15 protein-coding genes and 3 pseudogenes are annotated in these 16496 nt (G+C 68.2%); 6 read left to right on the forward strand and 12 right to left on the reverse strand.

Annotated features, from left to right (window positions below):
* Positions 1-292: 292 nt before the first annotated feature.
* Positions 293-919 (reverse strand): response regulator, encoded by a 627-nt coding sequence (locus ACHMXE_RS18920; RefSeq protein WP_395350657.1) that lies wholly within the window; start codon positions 917-919, stop codon positions 293-295.
* Between the two features lie 132 nt (positions 920-1051).
* Here ACHMXE_RS18920 and ACHMXE_RS18925 point away from each other — a divergent pair, with 132 nt between their 5' ends.
* Complete coding sequence (locus ACHMXE_RS18925; RefSeq protein ID WP_203202377.1) at positions 1052-1450, forward strand: hypothetical protein; 399 nt, start codon at positions 1052-1054, stop codon at positions 1448-1450.
* A 12-nt stretch (positions 1451-1462) separates the two neighbouring features.
* Here ACHMXE_RS18925 and ACHMXE_RS18930 read toward each other — a convergent pair whose 3' ends face one another.
* Positions 1463-2122: a hypothetical protein gene (locus ACHMXE_RS18930; protein ID WP_395350659.1), complete on the reverse strand. Its 660-nt coding sequence runs from the start codon at positions 2120-2122 to the stop codon at positions 1463-1465.
* A 64-nt stretch (positions 2123-2186) separates the two neighbouring features.
* The gene (locus ACHMXE_RS18935) at positions 2187-3110 is read right to left on the reverse strand and encodes a LysR family transcriptional regulator (protein ID WP_395350661.1); all 924 of its coding nucleotides are present in this window, start codon (positions 3108-3110) and stop codon (positions 2187-2189) included.
* A 121-nt stretch (positions 3111-3231) separates the two neighbouring features.
* Between ACHMXE_RS18935 and ACHMXE_RS18940 the strand changes: the two genes are divergently transcribed.
* The 3 genes and pseudogenes from ACHMXE_RS18940 (at position 3232) to ACHMXE_RS18950 (ending at position 7319) form a co-directional block, all read left to right on the forward strand.
* Positions 3232-4050 (forward strand): 2OG-Fe(II) oxygenase, encoded by an 819-nt coding sequence (locus tag ACHMXE_RS18940; protein WP_395350663.1) that lies wholly within the window; start codon positions 3232-3234, stop codon positions 4048-4050.
* A gap of 10 nt (positions 4051-4060) precedes the next feature.
* Positions 4061-6109 carry an MFS transporter gene (locus ACHMXE_RS18945; RefSeq protein WP_395350665.1) on the forward strand — a complete coding sequence of 683 codons (2049 nt, stop codon included), beginning with the start codon at positions 4061-4063 and terminating at the stop codon, positions 6107-6109.
* A gap of 23 nt (positions 6110-6132) precedes the next feature.
* Positions 6133-7319: pseudogene (locus ACHMXE_RS18950) on the forward strand (homoserine O-acetyltransferase).
* A gap of 26 nt (positions 7320-7345) precedes the next feature.
* On the opposite strand, the gene ACHMXE_RS18955 reads toward ACHMXE_RS18950, so the two are convergent.
* From ACHMXE_RS18955 to ACHMXE_RS18995, 9 genes and pseudogenes are all read right to left on the reverse strand, one after another.
* On the reverse strand, positions 7346-8275 hold the full coding sequence (locus ACHMXE_RS18955; RefSeq protein WP_395350666.1) for a Ku protein: 930 nt from the start codon (positions 8273-8275) through the stop codon (positions 7346-7348).
* A 33-nt stretch (positions 8276-8308) separates the two neighbouring features.
* Positions 8309-8617, reverse strand: a complete 309-nt coding sequence (locus ACHMXE_RS18960; protein ID WP_395350668.1) for a hypothetical protein — start codon at positions 8615-8617, stop codon at positions 8309-8311.
* A 90-nt stretch (positions 8618-8707) separates the two neighbouring features.
* On the reverse strand, positions 8708-9889 hold the full coding sequence (locus ACHMXE_RS18965) for a GGDEF domain-containing protein (RefSeq protein WP_209544066.1): 1182 nt from the start codon (positions 9887-9889) through the stop codon (positions 8708-8710).
* Between the two features lie 91 nt (positions 9890-9980).
* Positions 9981-10577, reverse strand: coding sequence for an SDR family NAD(P)-dependent oxidoreductase (locus ACHMXE_RS18970; RefSeq protein ID WP_395350669.1), 597 nt, complete (start codon positions 10575-10577; stop codon positions 9981-9983).
* A gap of 79 nt (positions 10578-10656) precedes the next feature.
* A pseudogene (locus ACHMXE_RS18975) lies at positions 10657-10797 on the reverse strand (SDR family NAD(P)-dependent oxidoreductase); the annotation flags it as partial.
* Positions 10798-10845: 48 nt separating this feature from the next.
* Positions 10846-11652, reverse strand: coding sequence for an enoyl-CoA hydratase/isomerase family protein (locus ACHMXE_RS18980; RefSeq protein WP_395350670.1), 807 nt, complete (start codon positions 11650-11652; stop codon positions 10846-10848).
* Between the two features lie 29 nt (positions 11653-11681).
* Entirely contained in the window at positions 11682-12857 is a 1176-nt protein-coding gene (locus ACHMXE_RS18985; RefSeq protein ID WP_395350671.1) for a thiolase family protein, read from the reverse strand.
* A complete protein-coding gene (locus ACHMXE_RS18990; RefSeq protein WP_395350672.1) occupies positions 12854-13288 on the reverse strand; it encodes a Zn-ribbon domain-containing OB-fold protein in 435 nt (144 codons plus the stop codon). Before ACHMXE_RS18990 ends, ACHMXE_RS18985 begins: the two co-directional genes overlap by 4 nt.
* Positions 13289-13326: 38 nt before the next feature.
* Positions 13327-14313 (reverse strand): tripartite tricarboxylate transporter substrate binding protein, encoded by a 987-nt coding sequence (locus ACHMXE_RS18995; RefSeq protein ID WP_203202368.1) that lies wholly within the window; start codon positions 14311-14313, stop codon positions 13327-13329.
* Between the two features lie 197 nt (positions 14314-14510).
* Here ACHMXE_RS18995 and ACHMXE_RS19000 point away from each other — a divergent pair, with 197 nt between their 5' ends.
* A complete protein-coding gene (locus tag ACHMXE_RS19000) occupies positions 14511-15275 on the forward strand; it encodes an IclR family transcriptional regulator (RefSeq protein ID WP_093340550.1) in 765 nt (254 codons plus the stop codon).
* A gap of 60 nt (positions 15276-15335) precedes the next feature.
* Positions 15336-16488, forward strand: a pseudogene (locus ACHMXE_RS19005) (acyl-CoA dehydrogenase family protein).
* Positions 16489-16496: the final 8 nt, after the last annotated feature.

Raw genomic sequence — 16496 nt, forward strand, 5'->3', positions numbered from 1 at the left:
CTGGCGCAAAGCCTTGCGGGGATCGATACGCGAGAGACGCCGCAGCAGGTGCCATGAGTGGGCCGCCCTTGCCGCCTCCATGCACATGACCGCTCCTGCCCAGAGCGCGAACTCGATCACCGGAACCTGAGGCAGAAGCACGAACGCAGATCCGACGACCATCAGCGCTTGCACGAGCGGCATGCGCAGAAGAACACGCGCATGCAGTTCGACGAACTCCCGCCGCAACTCGTGCTCGAACGAGGCCTCGGCGGCAGGGTCGGGTGTCGCTGGCACGGGACCCCGCGGCGGCTCAGGACGGACGCGGCAGGTCCAGCAGGCCGAGCCGTCCCGCGGTGATCACGGCCTCGGTCCGGTTGTGGACGTCGAGCGCCTCGAACAGCCCTCGTATGTATTCCTTGACCGTGTACTCGGACAGCCGCAGCTCGCGCGCGATCGACTTGGTCGGCAGGGCCCGGGCCAGGCCGCGCAGCACGTCGAGCTCGCGCGGGCTCAGCGCCGGGCGCCGGGGGGCCACCGCGACGGTGCTCAGCACTTCCTCGGGCAGATGGATCTGGCCCGCCAGCACCCGTTGCAGCGCCTGCGTCAGGGTCGCGGGCGGCATGCTCTTGGGCACGAAGCTCATGGCGCCGGCATCGATGCAGGCATGCACGGTCGCGAGGTCGCTGGTGGCCGAGACGATCACCACGGCGACATCGGGCGCGGCCGCCTTGAAGGCCGTGAGCGCATCGAGGCCGCGTTCGCGCGCGAGCGTGAGGTCGAGCAGGCAGACGGAGAGGTCGGGATGTTCGGCGGCGAGCGCGGTCGCCTCGCCGAGGGTGGCGGCCTCGTAGACGGCCGCGCGGCTCTCCATGCCGGCGAGCAGCAGGCGCAGTCCCGCACGGAACAGCGCGTGGTCGTCCACGACAAGAATCTTCATCTTGTGCCTCTCCCTGCGCAGGGCCGGTGCTGGCCGCGCGGCCGCGTTTTTACACCATCGAGGGGGCTGGCGGTGCGTTGGCCCCTCGCATGAGGGGATGTGCGGCGGGGGCGGAAAAACTATCGTCGTCCGATGACGCTCAAGCGCCTTCATCAATTGCTGCGAGTGGCTTCGCACCTGCTGGACCAGGCGGCGGACGACGTCCACAAGACCCGGCTCCAACCCCTGTCCGACAACATCGAAAGAATAGGCCGCGCGCTGATCGAGGCGATGGAGGTGCAGCGGCAGATCCAGCTCCTGCAGCCCGAGCTCCGGCTCCGGACGCTGGCCGCGCCGCCGCGCGAGCGCGATGCCATCCTGCTGTTCGCGCGCTGCATGGCGGAAGCCATCGAGCTCGAGGAACGCGGCGAGACCCAGGCGGCGATCGCGACCTACGAATGGTTCATCGGCAATTCGCGCTCGCTCGCGCGGCGGGCGATCGCGAAGGCGCAGATACGGCGGCTGTCTTCGGCGTCGGAGCCGGCGCGCTGAGCGGCGCGAGGCTCAGTGCAGCGTGCCCGGATGCTCGGCTTCCAGGCGCAGGCGTTCGGTCTGCTGCGCCAGCGCGACGGTCTCGGCGATCTCGCGCAGCGTGAGCCGCCCGGCCAGTTCGGCTTCGCCGGCCAGCACGTGTTGCAGCGCCTCCTGGCCCTTGGGGCCGGCCAGCCAGGTCGAGGCCGACGAGACCGATCCGCCGCCGAAGCGCACCTGCAGCGCCTTGCCCGCGGCGCGGCTGACGCGCATGAACGCCTCATGGTCGGTCGCGGCCGAGGCCTGGCGCACCACCAGGCAGAAGGCCTCGAGCTTGTCGGTCTCCACGCGCAGGCGGCGGGCCCTGGCTGCGCTCGGGGCGGCCGCACCGAGCAGCGCCGATGCCGCGGCTTCGCTGAACAGGCGGATCTCGCGCCCTTCCTCCCAGGCGGCATCGCCGCGCGACAGCACCTCGACCCGCCGGCCCTGGGCCCGGGCCGCGCGCTCGGCGGCGGCGCGCGCTTCGTCGGCCTGCGCCGGCGGCCATGCGAGCAGCGGCGACTCCGCCGTGCCGAGCACCGCCCACCGGCCCGCGGCATTGAGGCAGCGCGCGGGACCGTCCTGCCGCTCGGAGGCGAGCGAGGTCGAGGAGCGGTCCGCGAGGGACAGGAACAGGTACTGGGTGGGCGGCATGGGGGCGGGCTTTTCGGACGAAGGCTCGATTGTCCCCTCGTCGCCTTCGCGCGCTGCGGCGGCGTCAATTCGCGGCGAGGCCGGCCGAGGGGCTCGCAGCGGTTGCATCGAGTTGGTACAGCTCGTCGAGGAGCAATCGAACCCGGATCGGCACCATGCGATTCGAAGGAAGAATGGCATGAATCGGGGTGGCGGCCGGGCGAAAGGACTTGAGAACCTCGACCAGCCTGCCCTGCGCCAGCGCGTCGGCCACCATGTAGTCGGGAAGTTGCGCCAGGCCCATGCCCAGTTCGGCGGCGTGTGCCATCGACTCGCCGTCGGTCAGGCGTGCCAGGGTGACCGGCGCGGGGAACCGTTGATGGGCATTCCCCTTGAAGCGCCAGGCCTGATCCTTTCCGCACGTCGGCATGCGAAAGACGATCGCTCGGTGGTCACCGAGTGACTTCAGGTTCTGCGGCGTGCCGTGCTCCTTCAGGTAGCCGGGCGAACCGCAAAGAATCCATTGCTGTTGCGAAAAGCGCCGTGCCACCAGGCCCGAATCCGACATGGTGCCGATCCGCACCGCCAGGTCCACGCCTTCTCTGACCAGGTCGACGAACGCGTCCGAGAGACTGACATCGAACCTGAGTTCGGGATGCTTTCGTGTCAGTCGAGCGAGCAGGGGAAAGACGACCTGACGGCCGTAGACGATGGGCAGATCCAGGCGCAGGACCCCCACGGGCCGGTCGCTTCCACCGAGCATTTCATGCTCCAGCGCTTCCATCTCGTCGATCACCTTTCGGCAGCGACCGAACAGGCGTTCGCCGTCGGACGTGGGCGTGACGCAGCGGGTCGTGCGGTGAAACAGCCGCACACCCAGGGATTCTTCCAATCGGGCAACGGCCTTCGCGACCGTCGATGGCGTGACGCCGAACTCCCTCGCCGCTCCTGCGAAGGATTGCTTGCGGACGACTTCTGAAAAGAGCGATAGCAGTTCCAGACGCCGCATGGTGGCTCCATTGAGGAAATTTCATCCTCAGTTTAGCGAAGCGTACGGACCTTCACACGTACTCGAAGCATCGTGAGACTCGCCTCCACAGAGACCGGCGGAAACGAAAAGGGAGAGATCGATGGAAGCACTCGAAGTCGAATCGGCAAGCAGGCCACAGCACGCGGTGATGAAGTTGGATGCCAACCAGCTGGATCCTCGCGCGATCATCGCGCTGGCCAGGCAGGAGTTGGCTGTGATCCAGGTCAAGGCCTTCGTTTCCGCGCATCTGTGCGCGTTGCTCGCCGAGCGCGCCGAGCGCCACGGCTACGCTTCGTATCTCAACGTCCCCAGCGTGAGGCGCATCGGCATGGCCTTCTATGAAACCGAGGGGCGCGAGCATCTCGTCGAACAGTACTTCAAGGAGGCCCGGCGGCATCTTCACGATTTCCGGAGCGCGTGCGAGCCCTACGGTTCTCCGATCGACGTCTTTCGATGTTGGCTCGACGAGATCTGGCCCTACGGCGCGAACCTCCAGACCCTGGACCAGCGAAAGATGTTCGTGGGTCTTTCGAGGATGGTCGAGGCAGGGACGACCTTTCTCGCGCACCACGACATCTTCTCGGAGGATGCGCCGGGCCGTCCCGAGGCCATCAGCCTCCAGGCGCAGTTCGGCGCCAATGTCTACCTGCAGATGCCGGAGACGGGTGGCGCCCTGCTCATGTGGAACCGCGAAATACCCCCGGCCGAGTTCGATCGCTTGAGGGGCACCGAATACGGTCTCCCCGTCGAGGTCCTCGGACCGCCGGATGTCGTGGTCCGGCCCGATCCCGGCGACCTCCTGATCTTCAATTCGCGAAAGATGCACGCGGTGTCGCCCGGCCAGGGCAAGAGCCGCCTCGCCGTGTCGTGCTTCGTCGGCTACCGCGGCGAGCAGCAGGCACTGACCTGTTGGAGTTGAGGAGGAACCCATGAACGAGATTTCGAAAAAATCCGAGGTGGTGGCCGCCTCCAGAAAGCTCACGCTTGCACTGCTCGAGAGCCTCGTCAGCGGCGAGGCATTGATCATCCGCATCGCCGACTTCATTCACCCCGAGACTTGCCGGCTCATTGCCTCGGGCCTGCAACGGGCCGGCTACACCGATTATCTGAACGCACCGACGGTGGGTCGAATCGGTATGTCCTTCTTCGAAACAGGCGAGAAGAAAGAAATCATCGACCATTACTTCCGCACCGCGATTCCCAACATCGAGATACTGCGCGAAGCATGCGAACCCTATCAATGTCCCGTTGACGTGTTCCGTTGCGTGGTCGACGAAATCTGGCCGAAGGGCGCCAATCTCCAGGAGCTTTCGGGTCGGAAGATGTTCGTCGGGCTGTCCCGGAACATGCGACCAGGCGCTCCCTTGCTTGCCCACCATGACATGTTCGCGCGCCTTGCGCCCCATGACCCCGAGGCCAACGACCTGGTCATGCAGATGGCTGTCAATGTCTATGTGGACGTTCCTGAGCAGGGCGGCGAACTGCTGATGTGGCGCGAAGAGATTTCCGATGCCGAATTCCTGCGGCGCCGGGGGTTCGAGATACGGAATGGAGATCGAGCCGCTGGGCGTGCCCGACATCGTGGTGAAGCCCAGGGTCGGCGATCTCATCATCTTCAATGCCCGCAAGCTGCATGCGGTGGCCAGTGGCAGCGGCTCCGATCGGTTGACGGTGTCGAGTTTCCTCGGCTATCGCGGTCATGGCCGACCGCTCACGTTCTGGAGCTGAGTGCCGTGCCGCCATTGCTCAACGCCCGCCGCGCGCTGCTGATCTTCATCGTTTTTGCGGCGGGGTACTTTCTTTCCTCCCTGGTGCGCGGGGTCACCGCGACACTCGCCCCGGTGTTGACGCGCGAGGAGGGCTTGACTGCCGGACAGCTCGGCCTTTTGGGGGGCGCCTATTCCCTCGGATTCGCGGCGCTGCAACTTTCGCTGGGAAACTGGCTCGACCGCTACGGACCTCGGCGGGTGCTCCTGGGGTGCCTGAGTGGCGCGGTCATCAGTTGCATGGCGTTCGCCCTCGCCAGCGGCTTCGGCATGCTGCTGCTCGCTCGCTTCATCGGCGGTGTCGGCGTGAGCGCGTGCCTGATCGCACCGCTCACCGGCGCCAGGCTCTGGCTGGACGCCAAAAGGCAGCAGGCCGCGAACTCCTGGATGCTGATGGCGGGCTCGCTGGGCCTCTTGATGGCCACGCTGCCGGTCCAATGGCTGTTGCCGAGCCATGGCTGGCGGGTGATCTTCATCGGGCTGGCCGTCTGCTTCGTGTTGACCATGATCGGGACGGCCTGGCTGGTGCCGGGCGCGGAGGCTTCGCAGCAAGCAGCTTCGCGAACGACCCTGGCGCAGAGCTACAGACCGATCTTTGCCCACCCCTACTTCCGACGCATCGCATGGCTGGGATTCGTGAACTACGGAATTCTTGTCGCGCTTCAGACCCTCTGGGTCGGTCCATGGCTCACGGAAGTATCGGGACAGTCGGCGCACGGTGCCGCAACCGGCTTGTTCGCGATCAACTTGACCATGCTGTTCGTCTTCTGGGGGTGGGGATTGATCAATCCTCGGCTCCATGCGCTGGGCCTCGGTACGGAGCGGATCATGGTCTGCGGTACGCCCCTGAGCATCGGGGCCCTGGGCCTATTCGCATGGCTCGGTCCGCAAGCGGGCTGGGTCGCATTCGCCGCCTATTGCGTGCTGTCCAGCGTGCTTGCGTTGACGCACCCGGCAGTGGGCGCCGCGTTTCCTGCCGGACAGGCCGGACGGGCGATCTCCGCCTTCAATCTGGTGCTCTTCCTGGGAGTGTTCTTCGCGCAGTGGGCCATCGGCTTCGGCATCGATCTGCTGCGAGCCGCTGGTTGGTCGACGGCCCATGCGTACCAGGCCGTCTTCTATGCGCTCGCGCTGTGTTGCGCGCTGAGCTACGGATGGTTCGTTGCCGGACTCTCGAATCGTGCGATCGGCATCGCGAACCAGAGCAACTGATCGCGAACCACAAGGAGGCCACGATGAATCGAATCGACTCGAAGCAGGTCGAGCTGGATGGGCGGGTCTCGGCGCATGATGGCCCGTTGATGTTGTCGTGCGGAGGTGTGCTGGGCCGATTCCAGTTGGCGTACCAGACCTGGGGAGCGTTGAGCGACGCAAGGGACAATGCGGTGCTGGTCTGTCCCGCATTGAACGCTTCGCACTCGGTGACCGGTATCGATACCTCCGGGTATGGGTATGCGGGCTGGTGGTCGAACATGGTGGGCCCGGGATGTCCCATCGACACCAACAGGTTCTACGTCGTGGGCGTATCCAACCTCGGCAGCTGCTTCGGTTCGACCGGCCCTCGCTCGACCGACCCCGCCACAGGGCGGCCTTTCGGCAAGTCGTTCCCGCTCATGACCGTGCCAGATTGGGTGCAATCGCAGGCGCTCCTTGCCGATCATCTGGGGATCGAGTCGTTCGCGGCGGTGGTGGGGGGCAGTCTGGGTGGCATGCAGGCCTTGGAGTGGGCCCTGGCGTTTCCCGCACCGTGTCAGGCACACGGTGGCCATTGCTGCGACTTCGCGATTGAGTGCCCAGAACATCGCTTTCAACGAGATTGCCAGGCAAGCGATCCTTTGCGATCCCGACTTCGTAGCCGGGCTGTATGACGCCGACGAGCCCTGCTGTCGGCGAGGATTGCGGCTGGCAAGAAATGCTGGGCCATATCACCTACACATCGGCAGCGAGTCTGGAGCGAAAGTTCGGCCGAAGTCGTTGCGCCCGGGACGAACAATTCGGAGCCGGCGACGGATTCACCGTGGAGTCGTACCTGTCCCGTCAAGGCGAGCGCTTTGCCCGCTATTTCGACGCGCATTCCTACGTGCGGATCACGCGGGCGCTCGACTACTTCGACCTCGCCAGAGACCATGGCGGAGGGTGCCTGGCAAGAGCCATGGCCAAGTCAACCTCGGAATTCCTGTTGATCGCATTCGAGGACGACTGGCGCTTCAGCCCCGCTTGCTCGCAAGAGATCGAAAAGGCCCTGCGCGCAAATTCCCAGGCGGTCGAATGCTGCGAGATCGCCGGGCACTATGGCCATGACGGCTTTCTGCTCAATGATCCCCGCTATCTGCAAAGAATGAGGGACTACTTTGCGTCGATTCGGCTCCTTGGTTCGAGTCCTGTGCCTGGGAAAGAAACGGTGGCGCTTGCTGTCGACTGAGCTGACCGTTGGCGACCCGACAGCATCTACGCCGCCTTGCGCTCTTCCGACTTCCTGGCCGGCGCGGCCTTCGCGCGCGTCGCCGTCTTCTTCGCGGCCGTCTTCCCCGCCCTGGGCGCCGCGCGCCCCCCCTTCTTCGCGGCGGCCCCCGCCTTCGCACCCTTGAGGCTGCGCGTCAGCAGCTCGGTCAGGTCGATGACCTTCGCACCCTCGCGCGGTGCTTCCTCCTCGGGCTCGATCACGGTCTCTGTGTCGCCGGCCTTGACCTTCTTCTGCACGATCTTCATCACCGCGTGCTTGAACTCGTCCTGGAAGTCCTCGGGGTCCCAGGCGCCCGACATGTCCTTGACCAGCTGCTCGGCCATCTTCATCTCGGCCGGCGTGATCTTCGCGCTCTTCACACCCTCGGGCGGCAGTTCCAGACCCTCGAGCGACTTCACCTCGTCGCCCCAGCGCATCAGGTTCAGCACCAGCGCCTTGCCCGAGGGCACGAGCACGGCCAGGTGCTGCTTGGTCGAGATCACCACCTTCGCGAGCCCGACCTTGCCGGTCTTCACCAGCACCTCGCGCAGCAGCGCGTAGACCTTCTGGCCCTTGTTGATCGGCGCCACGTAGTAGGGCCGCTCGAGGTAGACGAAGGGAATGTCGTTGGCGTCGATGAAGCGCTCGATCTCGATGGTCTGCGTGGTGCGCGGAAAGGCGGCCTCGATCTCGGCCGGCGAGACGATCACGTACTTGCCGTCCTCGTACTCGATGCCCTTGACGATGTTGTCGCGGTCGATCTCGCGGCCGGTGCGCTTGTTGATGCGCTTGTAGCCCACCGGGTCCATGCTGCGCTTGTCGAGCCAGTCGAAGTCCACGCCCTGCTCGGTGCTCGCGGTGTGCAGGCCGACGGGGATGTGGACCAGGCCGAAGGTGATCGCGCCTTTCCAGAGGGTTCGGGTGCCGGTGGCCATGGTGGGGTCCTCGTGCTGGGTTGGAGTGAAGGCTCAGGAAGGCCGGCCGAAGCCGAAGGCCGTGCCGCGCGGCGCGGGCCGCTGCGAGGCCTCGGCGCTGTCGTCCTCGTCCTCGTCGGCCGGGGTCTGTTCCCTCGGCCCCGCGTCGAGGTCCTCGACCTGCTGCTGCAGCTTCAGCAGGCCGGCCGCCATCGCGCGCTGGTAGCTGTCGACGCCGCGGCGCGCGCGGGCGATCGTCTGCGCGCGGTCGTCTTCGTCGAGCTCGCCCAGCACCCATTCGAAGCGTCCGTCATCGGACGCCTCGACGTACACCGCCAGACGGCGAAGCGGGAGCAGGGACATGGCACCACGATGCGCAGCCTGGCCGCTGCCGGGCGTAGGAAGCCGGCGGCTGATGGCGTCGGAAGGAGGGCGCAGCCGAGGCCGCCCCGCTCAGCCGGCCAGCACCACGCGGTCGCGCCCCAGCGACTTGGCGCGGTACAGCGCCTCGTCGGCCTGGCCGAGCATGTCGTCGATGTCGGCGCCCGGCTGCTGCGGCGCCACGCCGATGCTCACGGTGAAGGCGCCCACGGCGGCCAGCGGCGAGTCGGCCGCGAAGGCCTCGCCGGCGCTGGCCTTGACGCGCGCCGCCAGTTCGGCGGCCTCGGCGGGCGAGGTCTCGGGCAGCATCACGACGAACTCCTCGCCGCCATAGCGCCCGAGCAGTCCGTTGTCGCCGATGGCGCGCTGCATGCGGCCGACGGCCTCGCGCAGCACGGCGTCGCCGGTCTGGTGGCCGAAGCGGTCGTTGATCGACTTGAAGTGGTCGACGTCGATCATCAGCAGCGCCATGCGCCGCGTCTTCGAGCCGCCGTCGCGCCCGGCCGCGACCAGCTGGGCCTGGCAGGCGTCGAGCAGCGCGCGCCGGTTGAGCACGCCGGTCAGCGGGTCGTGGGTGGCGAGGAACTCGAACTCCGAATGCATGCGGTCGGTCGCCATCAGGATGGCGGCGATCGACAGCAGCAGCACGGTGAAGGAGTACATCGAGATGTAGATCGACTGCAGCACGGTGGCGTCCATCAGGCCGACGCCGGCCATGCCCAGCAGCGCCGACGCCAGCCGCGCCAGGGCCACCAGCGACTGCAGCAGCAGCAGCACGATCATCAGCCGCATGCCCAGCACCCGGCCGCGGTTGCGGATGTAGAGCAGCGCATGGTTGAAGAACAGGGCGGCGACCAGCGCCGTGACGATCACCAGCCGCACCTCGTAGTCGGGTCTGAATTCGCTGAACCAGAACAGCGCGCAGCCCATCACCACGGTCAGGCCGTGCCAGCCGGCGGTGTCGCTGCGTCCGTGCAGGAAGCGCTGGCTGCCGGCGTAGTACAGGAGGCAGGCCTCGAACAGCACCACGTTCGCGACCACGATGGTGAGAAAGTCGGGCAGCACGTCGCGCGCGGCGAACAGCAGGGTGCTGACGAAGGCCACCAGCGGTGCCCAGGCCCACTCGCGCAGGCCCTGGATGGTGGCCGGGTAGCTGCGGCGCATGAAGAACACCACCACCGACATCACGACGCCCATCAGCCCCGCCAGCATGATGACGGAGCGGGGGTCGAGGACGGAGGGCAGCGCAGCCATGGGACCGGATTCTGCATTGCCGCGCGCGGCCCGTGCCGGCGCGGGGCTGCGGGAGAACCCTGGGCGCGGCCCGATCTTCAGGAACGCGCGCTCACAGCATCGCGAAACCGCCCGAGGCGCCCAGCGTCTGGCCGGTGACGAACAGCGCCCGGTCCGAGGCCAGAAAGGCCACCACGCCCGAGACGTCCTCGGGCCGCGAGAGCCGGCCCACGCCCTTGGCGATCGGGTAGACGTTGAGCATCTTCGGCAGCCGCTCGTCGTTCTCGACCGTGGCGTCCACGCGCAGCGGGCCGTCCTTGATGCCGGCGTGCGAGACCGCGCCCAGCGCGATCGAGTTGACGGTGATCGCGTGCCGGCCGTGCTCGCGCGCCAGCGCCTTGCCGAAGCCGGCGATCGCGGCCTTGGCGCCCGAATACACCGCCATGTTGGCCTCGCCGATGCGCCCGGCCTCCGAGATGATGTTGACGATGCGCCCGCCCTTGCGCGCCACCATGCCCGGCAGCACGGTGCGGCAGCAGTGCATGGTGCCGTAGACGTTGAGGTTGACGATCTTGGCCCAGTCCTCGATGGGCATGTCGAGGAAGGGCGGCGTGCGCCCGCCCTTCTCGCGCCGCTCGGGAATGATGCCGGCGTTGTTGACCAGCACGCTGACCGGCGCGTCGAAGTGCGCCGTGCCTTTGGCGACCATGGCCTCGACCTGGTCGCGCGCGCGTGATGTCGGCCGGCGCCGCGAGGGCCTGGCCGCCGGCGGCCGCGATCTCGTCCGCCACGGCTTGCGCGCGCTCGGCGAACAGGTCGTTGACGATGACGCGCGCGCCCTCGGCTGCGAGCTCGATGCAGATCTGGCGGCCGACGCCCTGGCCGCCGCCGGTGACCAGCGCGACCTGGCCTTCCAATCCGAGTTTCATGGGATGCGTTCCTTGTCTTGTAGGGGGATGGGGAGATGGGGAAAGGGCTCAGCGGCCGGTGAACACCGGCTTGCGCTTCTCGACGAAGGCGCGCATGCCTTCCTTGCGGTCCTCGCTGTCGATGATCATGGCGGCCGCGTAGCGCTCGTACTCGAGGCCCGAGTCGAGGTCGGTCTGCATGCCGCGGTTGATGGCGCGCTTGGCGAAGCGCACCGCCAGCGGCGGATGCTCGGCGATGCGCTGGGCCAGCGCGAGCGCGGCGGGCATCAGCTCGGCGGGCGGCAGCACGCGGCTCACGATGCCGTAGCGCAGCGCGGTGTCGGCGTCGACCAGGTCGGCCGTGAGGATCAGTTCCTTGGCGCGCGCCTCGCCGATCAGCCGCGGCAGCCGCTGCGTGCCGCCGGCCGCGGGGATCACGCCGAGCTTGATTTCGGGCAGGCCGAAGCGCGCGGCCTGCGAGGCCAGGCGGATGTCGGCGCACAGCGCGATCTCGAGCCCGCCGCCAAGGGCCACGCCGTTGATGGCGGCGATCACCGGCTTCTCGAACTCCTCGATGTTGCGGAACAGGTCGTGCGTGGCCTTCTGCGCCACGAAGTAGTCGGTGCCGATGGTGGCGTTGCCGGCGCGTTCCTTGATGTCGGCGCCGGCGCAGAAGGCGCGCTCGCCGCTGCCGGTGACGAGCACGGCGCGCACGCGCTCGTCGGCGCGCGCGTACTCGAAGAAGGCGCGCGCGAGGTCGGGCTTCATCGAGCCGCCGAGCGTGTTCATGCGATCGGGCCGGTTCAGCGTGACCACGGCGACGTTGCCGCGCACTTCGTACAGCAGGGTTTCGAGGGCAGGGGTGTTCGGGTTCATGGGGAGCTTCTTCCTGTGTCGTCTGTTCTTCAGCAGCGCGCCGTGCCGCCGAGCACGTGCGCGATCGCCACCGACCCGAGGCCGATCATGTGGGCCATGCCCCAGCGCGCGGCCGGGTGCTGGCGGCCCTCGGCCTCGCCGCGGATCTGGCGCACGATCTCGGCGACCTGGCCGATGCCCGTGGGCCCGAGTGGATGGCCCATGCCGATCAGCCCGCCCGAGGCATTGATGGCGCAGCGCCCGCCGATGCGCGAGTCGCCGCGCTTGAGGTAGGCCGCGCCTTCGCCCGGCTGGCACACGCCCACGGCCTCGCTGTAGAGCAGCTCCTCGACCGAGAAGGCGTCGTGCAGCTCGAGCAGGTCGAGCTCGGTGGCGCCGATGCCGGCCTGCTCGAGCGCGGCGCGCGCGCTGTCGCGCACCAGATCGATCGGGCCCTCGCCGTAGCGCGTTTCGTCGCGCTCGCTGCTGGCGGCCGAGGCCTGCACGCGCACGCAGCGCCTCGGGTCGAGCCCGAGCCGCGCCAGCGCCTGGCCCGACACCAGCAGCACCGCGGCGGCGCCTTCGCCGCGCGGGCAGCACTGCTGCACCGTGAGGTCGCCCGCCACCTTGGGCGAGGCCAGCACCTGCTCGAGCGTGCGCGGCTTGCGGAACTGCGCATAGGGGTTGAGCGCGGCGTTGCCGTGGTTCTTGACCGCCACCTTCGCCATCGATTCCATGCCGCCGCCGTGCTCGCGCAGGTAGCTGCGCGCCATCAGCGCGAACTTCACGGCCGGGATGGTGGCGGTGTCGCTCAGGCGTTCGAGCCCGTCCTTGTTGGCCGCGCGGCGGCCGTCGCCGTGCTTGTCCACGCCCATCGCGAGCACCACGTCGCTGATGCCGTGCGCCACTTCCATGCAGGCCTGGCGGAAGGCGAAGGAGCCCGAGGCCGAGGCGTTCTCGACCTGCGTCACCGCGAGGCCGGTCGAGCCCAGGTGGCGCAGCATCACGCGGCCCGCGGCCATGCCGATCGAGGTGGTGCCCACGTAGGCGGCCTGCACCTGCTGCCAGGCCAGGCCGGCATCGGCCAGCGCGGCGCGCACGGCCGTGAGGCCCAGGTGGGTGTAGGGCGTGTCGCTCGGGAACTGGTAGGGGTGCAGGCCGATGCCGACCACGTAGACGCCGCCGTTGCCGGCCAGCCAGTTGCTGCTGCTCATGCCGCCGCTCATGCCGCGGCTCCTTGCGCATCCGCCGGCACGAAGTGGCAGCCGTAGTGCTCGCCCGAGGGCAGCGGCACCGCCACCGCGCGCAACGCCATGCCGGGCGCGAGCAGGCTTTCGTCGGCCACGCCGATCACGCCTTCCTCCACCACCTGCTCGGCGATGCGGATGTCGCCCGCGATGCTGGGTGCGGGCAGGCCCGGCACCATCGCCACGTGCAGGGTCACGTACTCGAGCAGGGTGCCGCCGCCGGGCCGTGCCACCTGCGCCGAGGCATCGATGGCGTGGCCGCAATGCATGCAGCCCGGTGCGTTGGCCGGAAAGCTCAATTGCCGGCACTGCGGGCACTGGGCGAACAGGAAGTCGAGCGAGCGGCCGTCGGCCGCGAGCCGGTAGAGCGTGGGCCGCAGGGGCTGGAGCGTGGTCAGGTCTGGGGTCATGGAGGAAGGGATCGCGGAGGGAAAGAAGAGGGCGGAGGTCAGTCGATGCGGGCGCCCGATTGCTGCACCACCTCGCGCCAGCGCACCATCTCGGTCTTGACGAACTCGCCGAGCCTGGCGTCGCGCAGGTCCTTGAGCGGCACGCTGCCGAACTTCTCGGTGACCTGCAGCATCTCGGGGTCGACGATGGCCAGCGCGATCGCGTCGCCGAGCTTCTTCACGACCTCGGGCGGCGTCTTCGCGGGCACGAAGACCGCGCTCCAGGCCGTGGACTCGGCGCGCGGGAAGCCGAGCTCGCCCACGGTGGGCACCTCGGGCATCACCGACAGCCGCGCGCGGCCGGTCATCGCGAGCGGCTTGAGCTTGCCGGCCTGCACGAAGGGCATGACCACCACCGGGTAGTCGAACATCAGGTCGAGGTTGCCGGCCATCAGGTCGGTCAGCGCCGGGCTGCTGCCCTTGTAGGGCACGTGGGTCATCTTGATGCCGGTGGCGACCTGGAACAGCTCGGCCGTCAGGTGGGTGCCGGTGCCCGGGCCGGCCGAGCCGAAGTTGAGCTTGCCGGGGTTGGCCTTGGCGTAGGCGATCAGCTCGGGCACGGTCTTGAACGGCCGGTTCGGGTTGATCACCAGGATCAGCGGCGTTTCGGACATGGCGTGCACCGGCACGAAGTCCTTCACCGGGTCGTAGCGGATGTTCTTGTAGAGCGCGAGGTTGGCGGCCTGCGTGCCCTGGGTGCCGTAGATCATGGTGTAGCCGTCGGGCGCCTGGCGCGAAGCCGCCTCCACGCCGATCGAGCCGCCCGCGCCGGGCCGGTTGTCGACCACCACCGGCTGCCCCAGCTTGTCGCCCACGATCTTCGCGAGCACGCGCGAGGTGTTGTCGGTGATGCCGCCGGGCGTGAACGGCACCACGAAGGTGATGGGCTTGGTGGGCCAGGCCTCGCCGGCCGCCCGGGCGGTGCCGCCGAGCAGGGCGGACACGGCCGCCAGCCCCACGAATGCTGTCTTCCAGAACTTCTGCATGCCTTGTCTCCGGGTTTGTTTTCGGGTCTCGTTTTTCTACGAGTAATCGCAATATACTTCGACCATTCGTAGAAAAACAAGAGGAAATCCGCCGATGCCGGAAAACCCGTATCGGAAGAAACTGCCCGTCACCAATGGAAGTTCTCGACCGTCCCTTCGTTAATATTCGTGGGTCTCTACGAAATATCGGAGGAAATATGCCCACACTCGTCCCCGCCGCCGCCCGCACGATGGCGTTGCTCGAGCTGTTCGCGCGCGAAAAGCGCGAGCTCTCCAATTCCGACCTGGCGCGGCTCATGGACCTGCCCGAGAGCAGCTGCTCGGACCTGCTGCACACGCTGCACGAGCTCGGCTACCTGCTGCGCACCGCGCGCAGCCGGCGCTTCTATCCGACGGCCCGGCTGCTGGCCGTGGCCAAAGAGATCTCGGCCAGCGACCCGCTCTATGCCGTGGCGTCCGAAGCCGCCGAGCTGCTGCGCGACAAGACCGGCGAGACCGGGCTGGTCGGCCGCGTCGAGGGCGGCGTGGTCAAGGTGCTGGCCTTCTTCGAGGGCCGCCATCCGCTGCGCTACATGCAGAACCCCGGCGACAAGCTGAGCCTGCACGTCTCGGCGCTCGGCAAGGCGGCGCTGGCGCTCGGCACGCCCGAGGAGGCGGCGCGCCAGCTGCGCCTGAAGCCGCTGCGCCAGCTCGCCGAGGGAACCATCACCGACCTCGCCGCGCTCGAGGCGCAGGTGGCGCGGGCGCGCGAGCAGGGCTGGATCTGGGTCGAGAACGAAGGCGGCGACGGGCTCTCGGCCCTGGCCGTCGCCGGCTACGTGGGCGGCGAGCCGATCGCGCTCTCGGTCGCCGGCCCCACCGACCGCCTGCGCCAGCAGCGCGAACCTTTCCTGGCCGCCCTGCAGGAAGTGCAGGCGCTGGTCTTCCGTCCCCGCAACGCCCGGGAGCCCGGCGCCTCGTAGACCGAGGGCCGGGCGCCCGGCGTGCGTCCCTTTCCATCCAACGCCACAGGAGACATCTCGATGAATTTCACCCCCGACGCCGACCAGGAACTGCTGCGCGACAGCATCCGGCGCTTCATGAAGAGCGAGGTGGCGCCCCCTGGTGGCGAAGCACGACGCGGAGAAGACCTTCCCGTTCGAGATCCTGAAGCAGCTCGCGCAGTTCGGCTACATCGGCGGCCGCCTGCCCGAGTCCGATGGCGGCATGGGCTTGGACCAGATGACCTGGGCCATGCTGATGGAAGAGGCGGGCCACACCTGGCTGTCGCTGCGCACCATGCTCAACATCACGAACGGGCCGATCCACAAGATCGCGAGCGAGGGCACGGCGGCGCAGAAGAAGCGGTTCCTCGAGCCGCTGCTGGCCAGCGAGCGCCGCGTCTTCACCGCCATCAGCGAGCCGGGCACCGGCTCGAACATCGCGCAGATCCAGACCCGCGCCGACCTGCAGGGCGACCACTACGTGCTCAACGGCCGCAAGCTGTGGATCACCAACGGCGCCTTCGCCGACTTCGGCATCGTGGTGGCGCGCACCTTCAGCCCCGATTGCCAGGGGCAGCTGTCGACCTTCCTGGTCGAGCGCGAGGTCTCGCCCTTCGAGGCGCGCCGCGTCGACACCATGGTGCTGCGCAGTACCGGCACGGCCGAGCTGAGCTTCGACAACGTGAAGGTGCCGCGCGAGAACCTGCTGGGCGAGGAGGGCAGCGCGCTCAAGCGCATGCTGGTGGGGCTGGACGGCGCGCGCGTGAACATCGCGATGGGCGCGGTCGGCGCCGCGCGCGCGGCGCTCGAGCTGTCGATCGACTATGCGCGCACGCGCACCCAGTTCGGCAAGCCGATCGGCAGCTTCCAGCTGGTGCAGAAGCTCATCGTCGACATGACGGTGCGTGTGGAGGCGGCGCGCGCGCTGGCGCTGCGCGCGGCGGCGGCGCTCGACGCCAATGCCGACGACGCGCGCATGGCCTGCTCGATCGCCAAGCTCTATGCCACCGAGGCCGCGCACGAGGTCGCGAGCATGGCGCTGCAGGTGCATGGCGGGCTCGGCTATTCCACCGACTACCCGATCGAGCGCATCTTCCGCGACACGCGCGGCGGCACCATTCCCGAGGGCACGACCGAGGTCCAGACGCTGATCGTCGGGCGCGAGATCCTCGGCATGTCGGCGATCGCCTGAGGGGAGCA

This window comes from Variovorax sp. UC122_21, from assembly GCF_044056785.1.
GTDB lineage: Bacteria > Pseudomonadota > Gammaproteobacteria > Burkholderiales > Burkholderiaceae_C > Variovorax.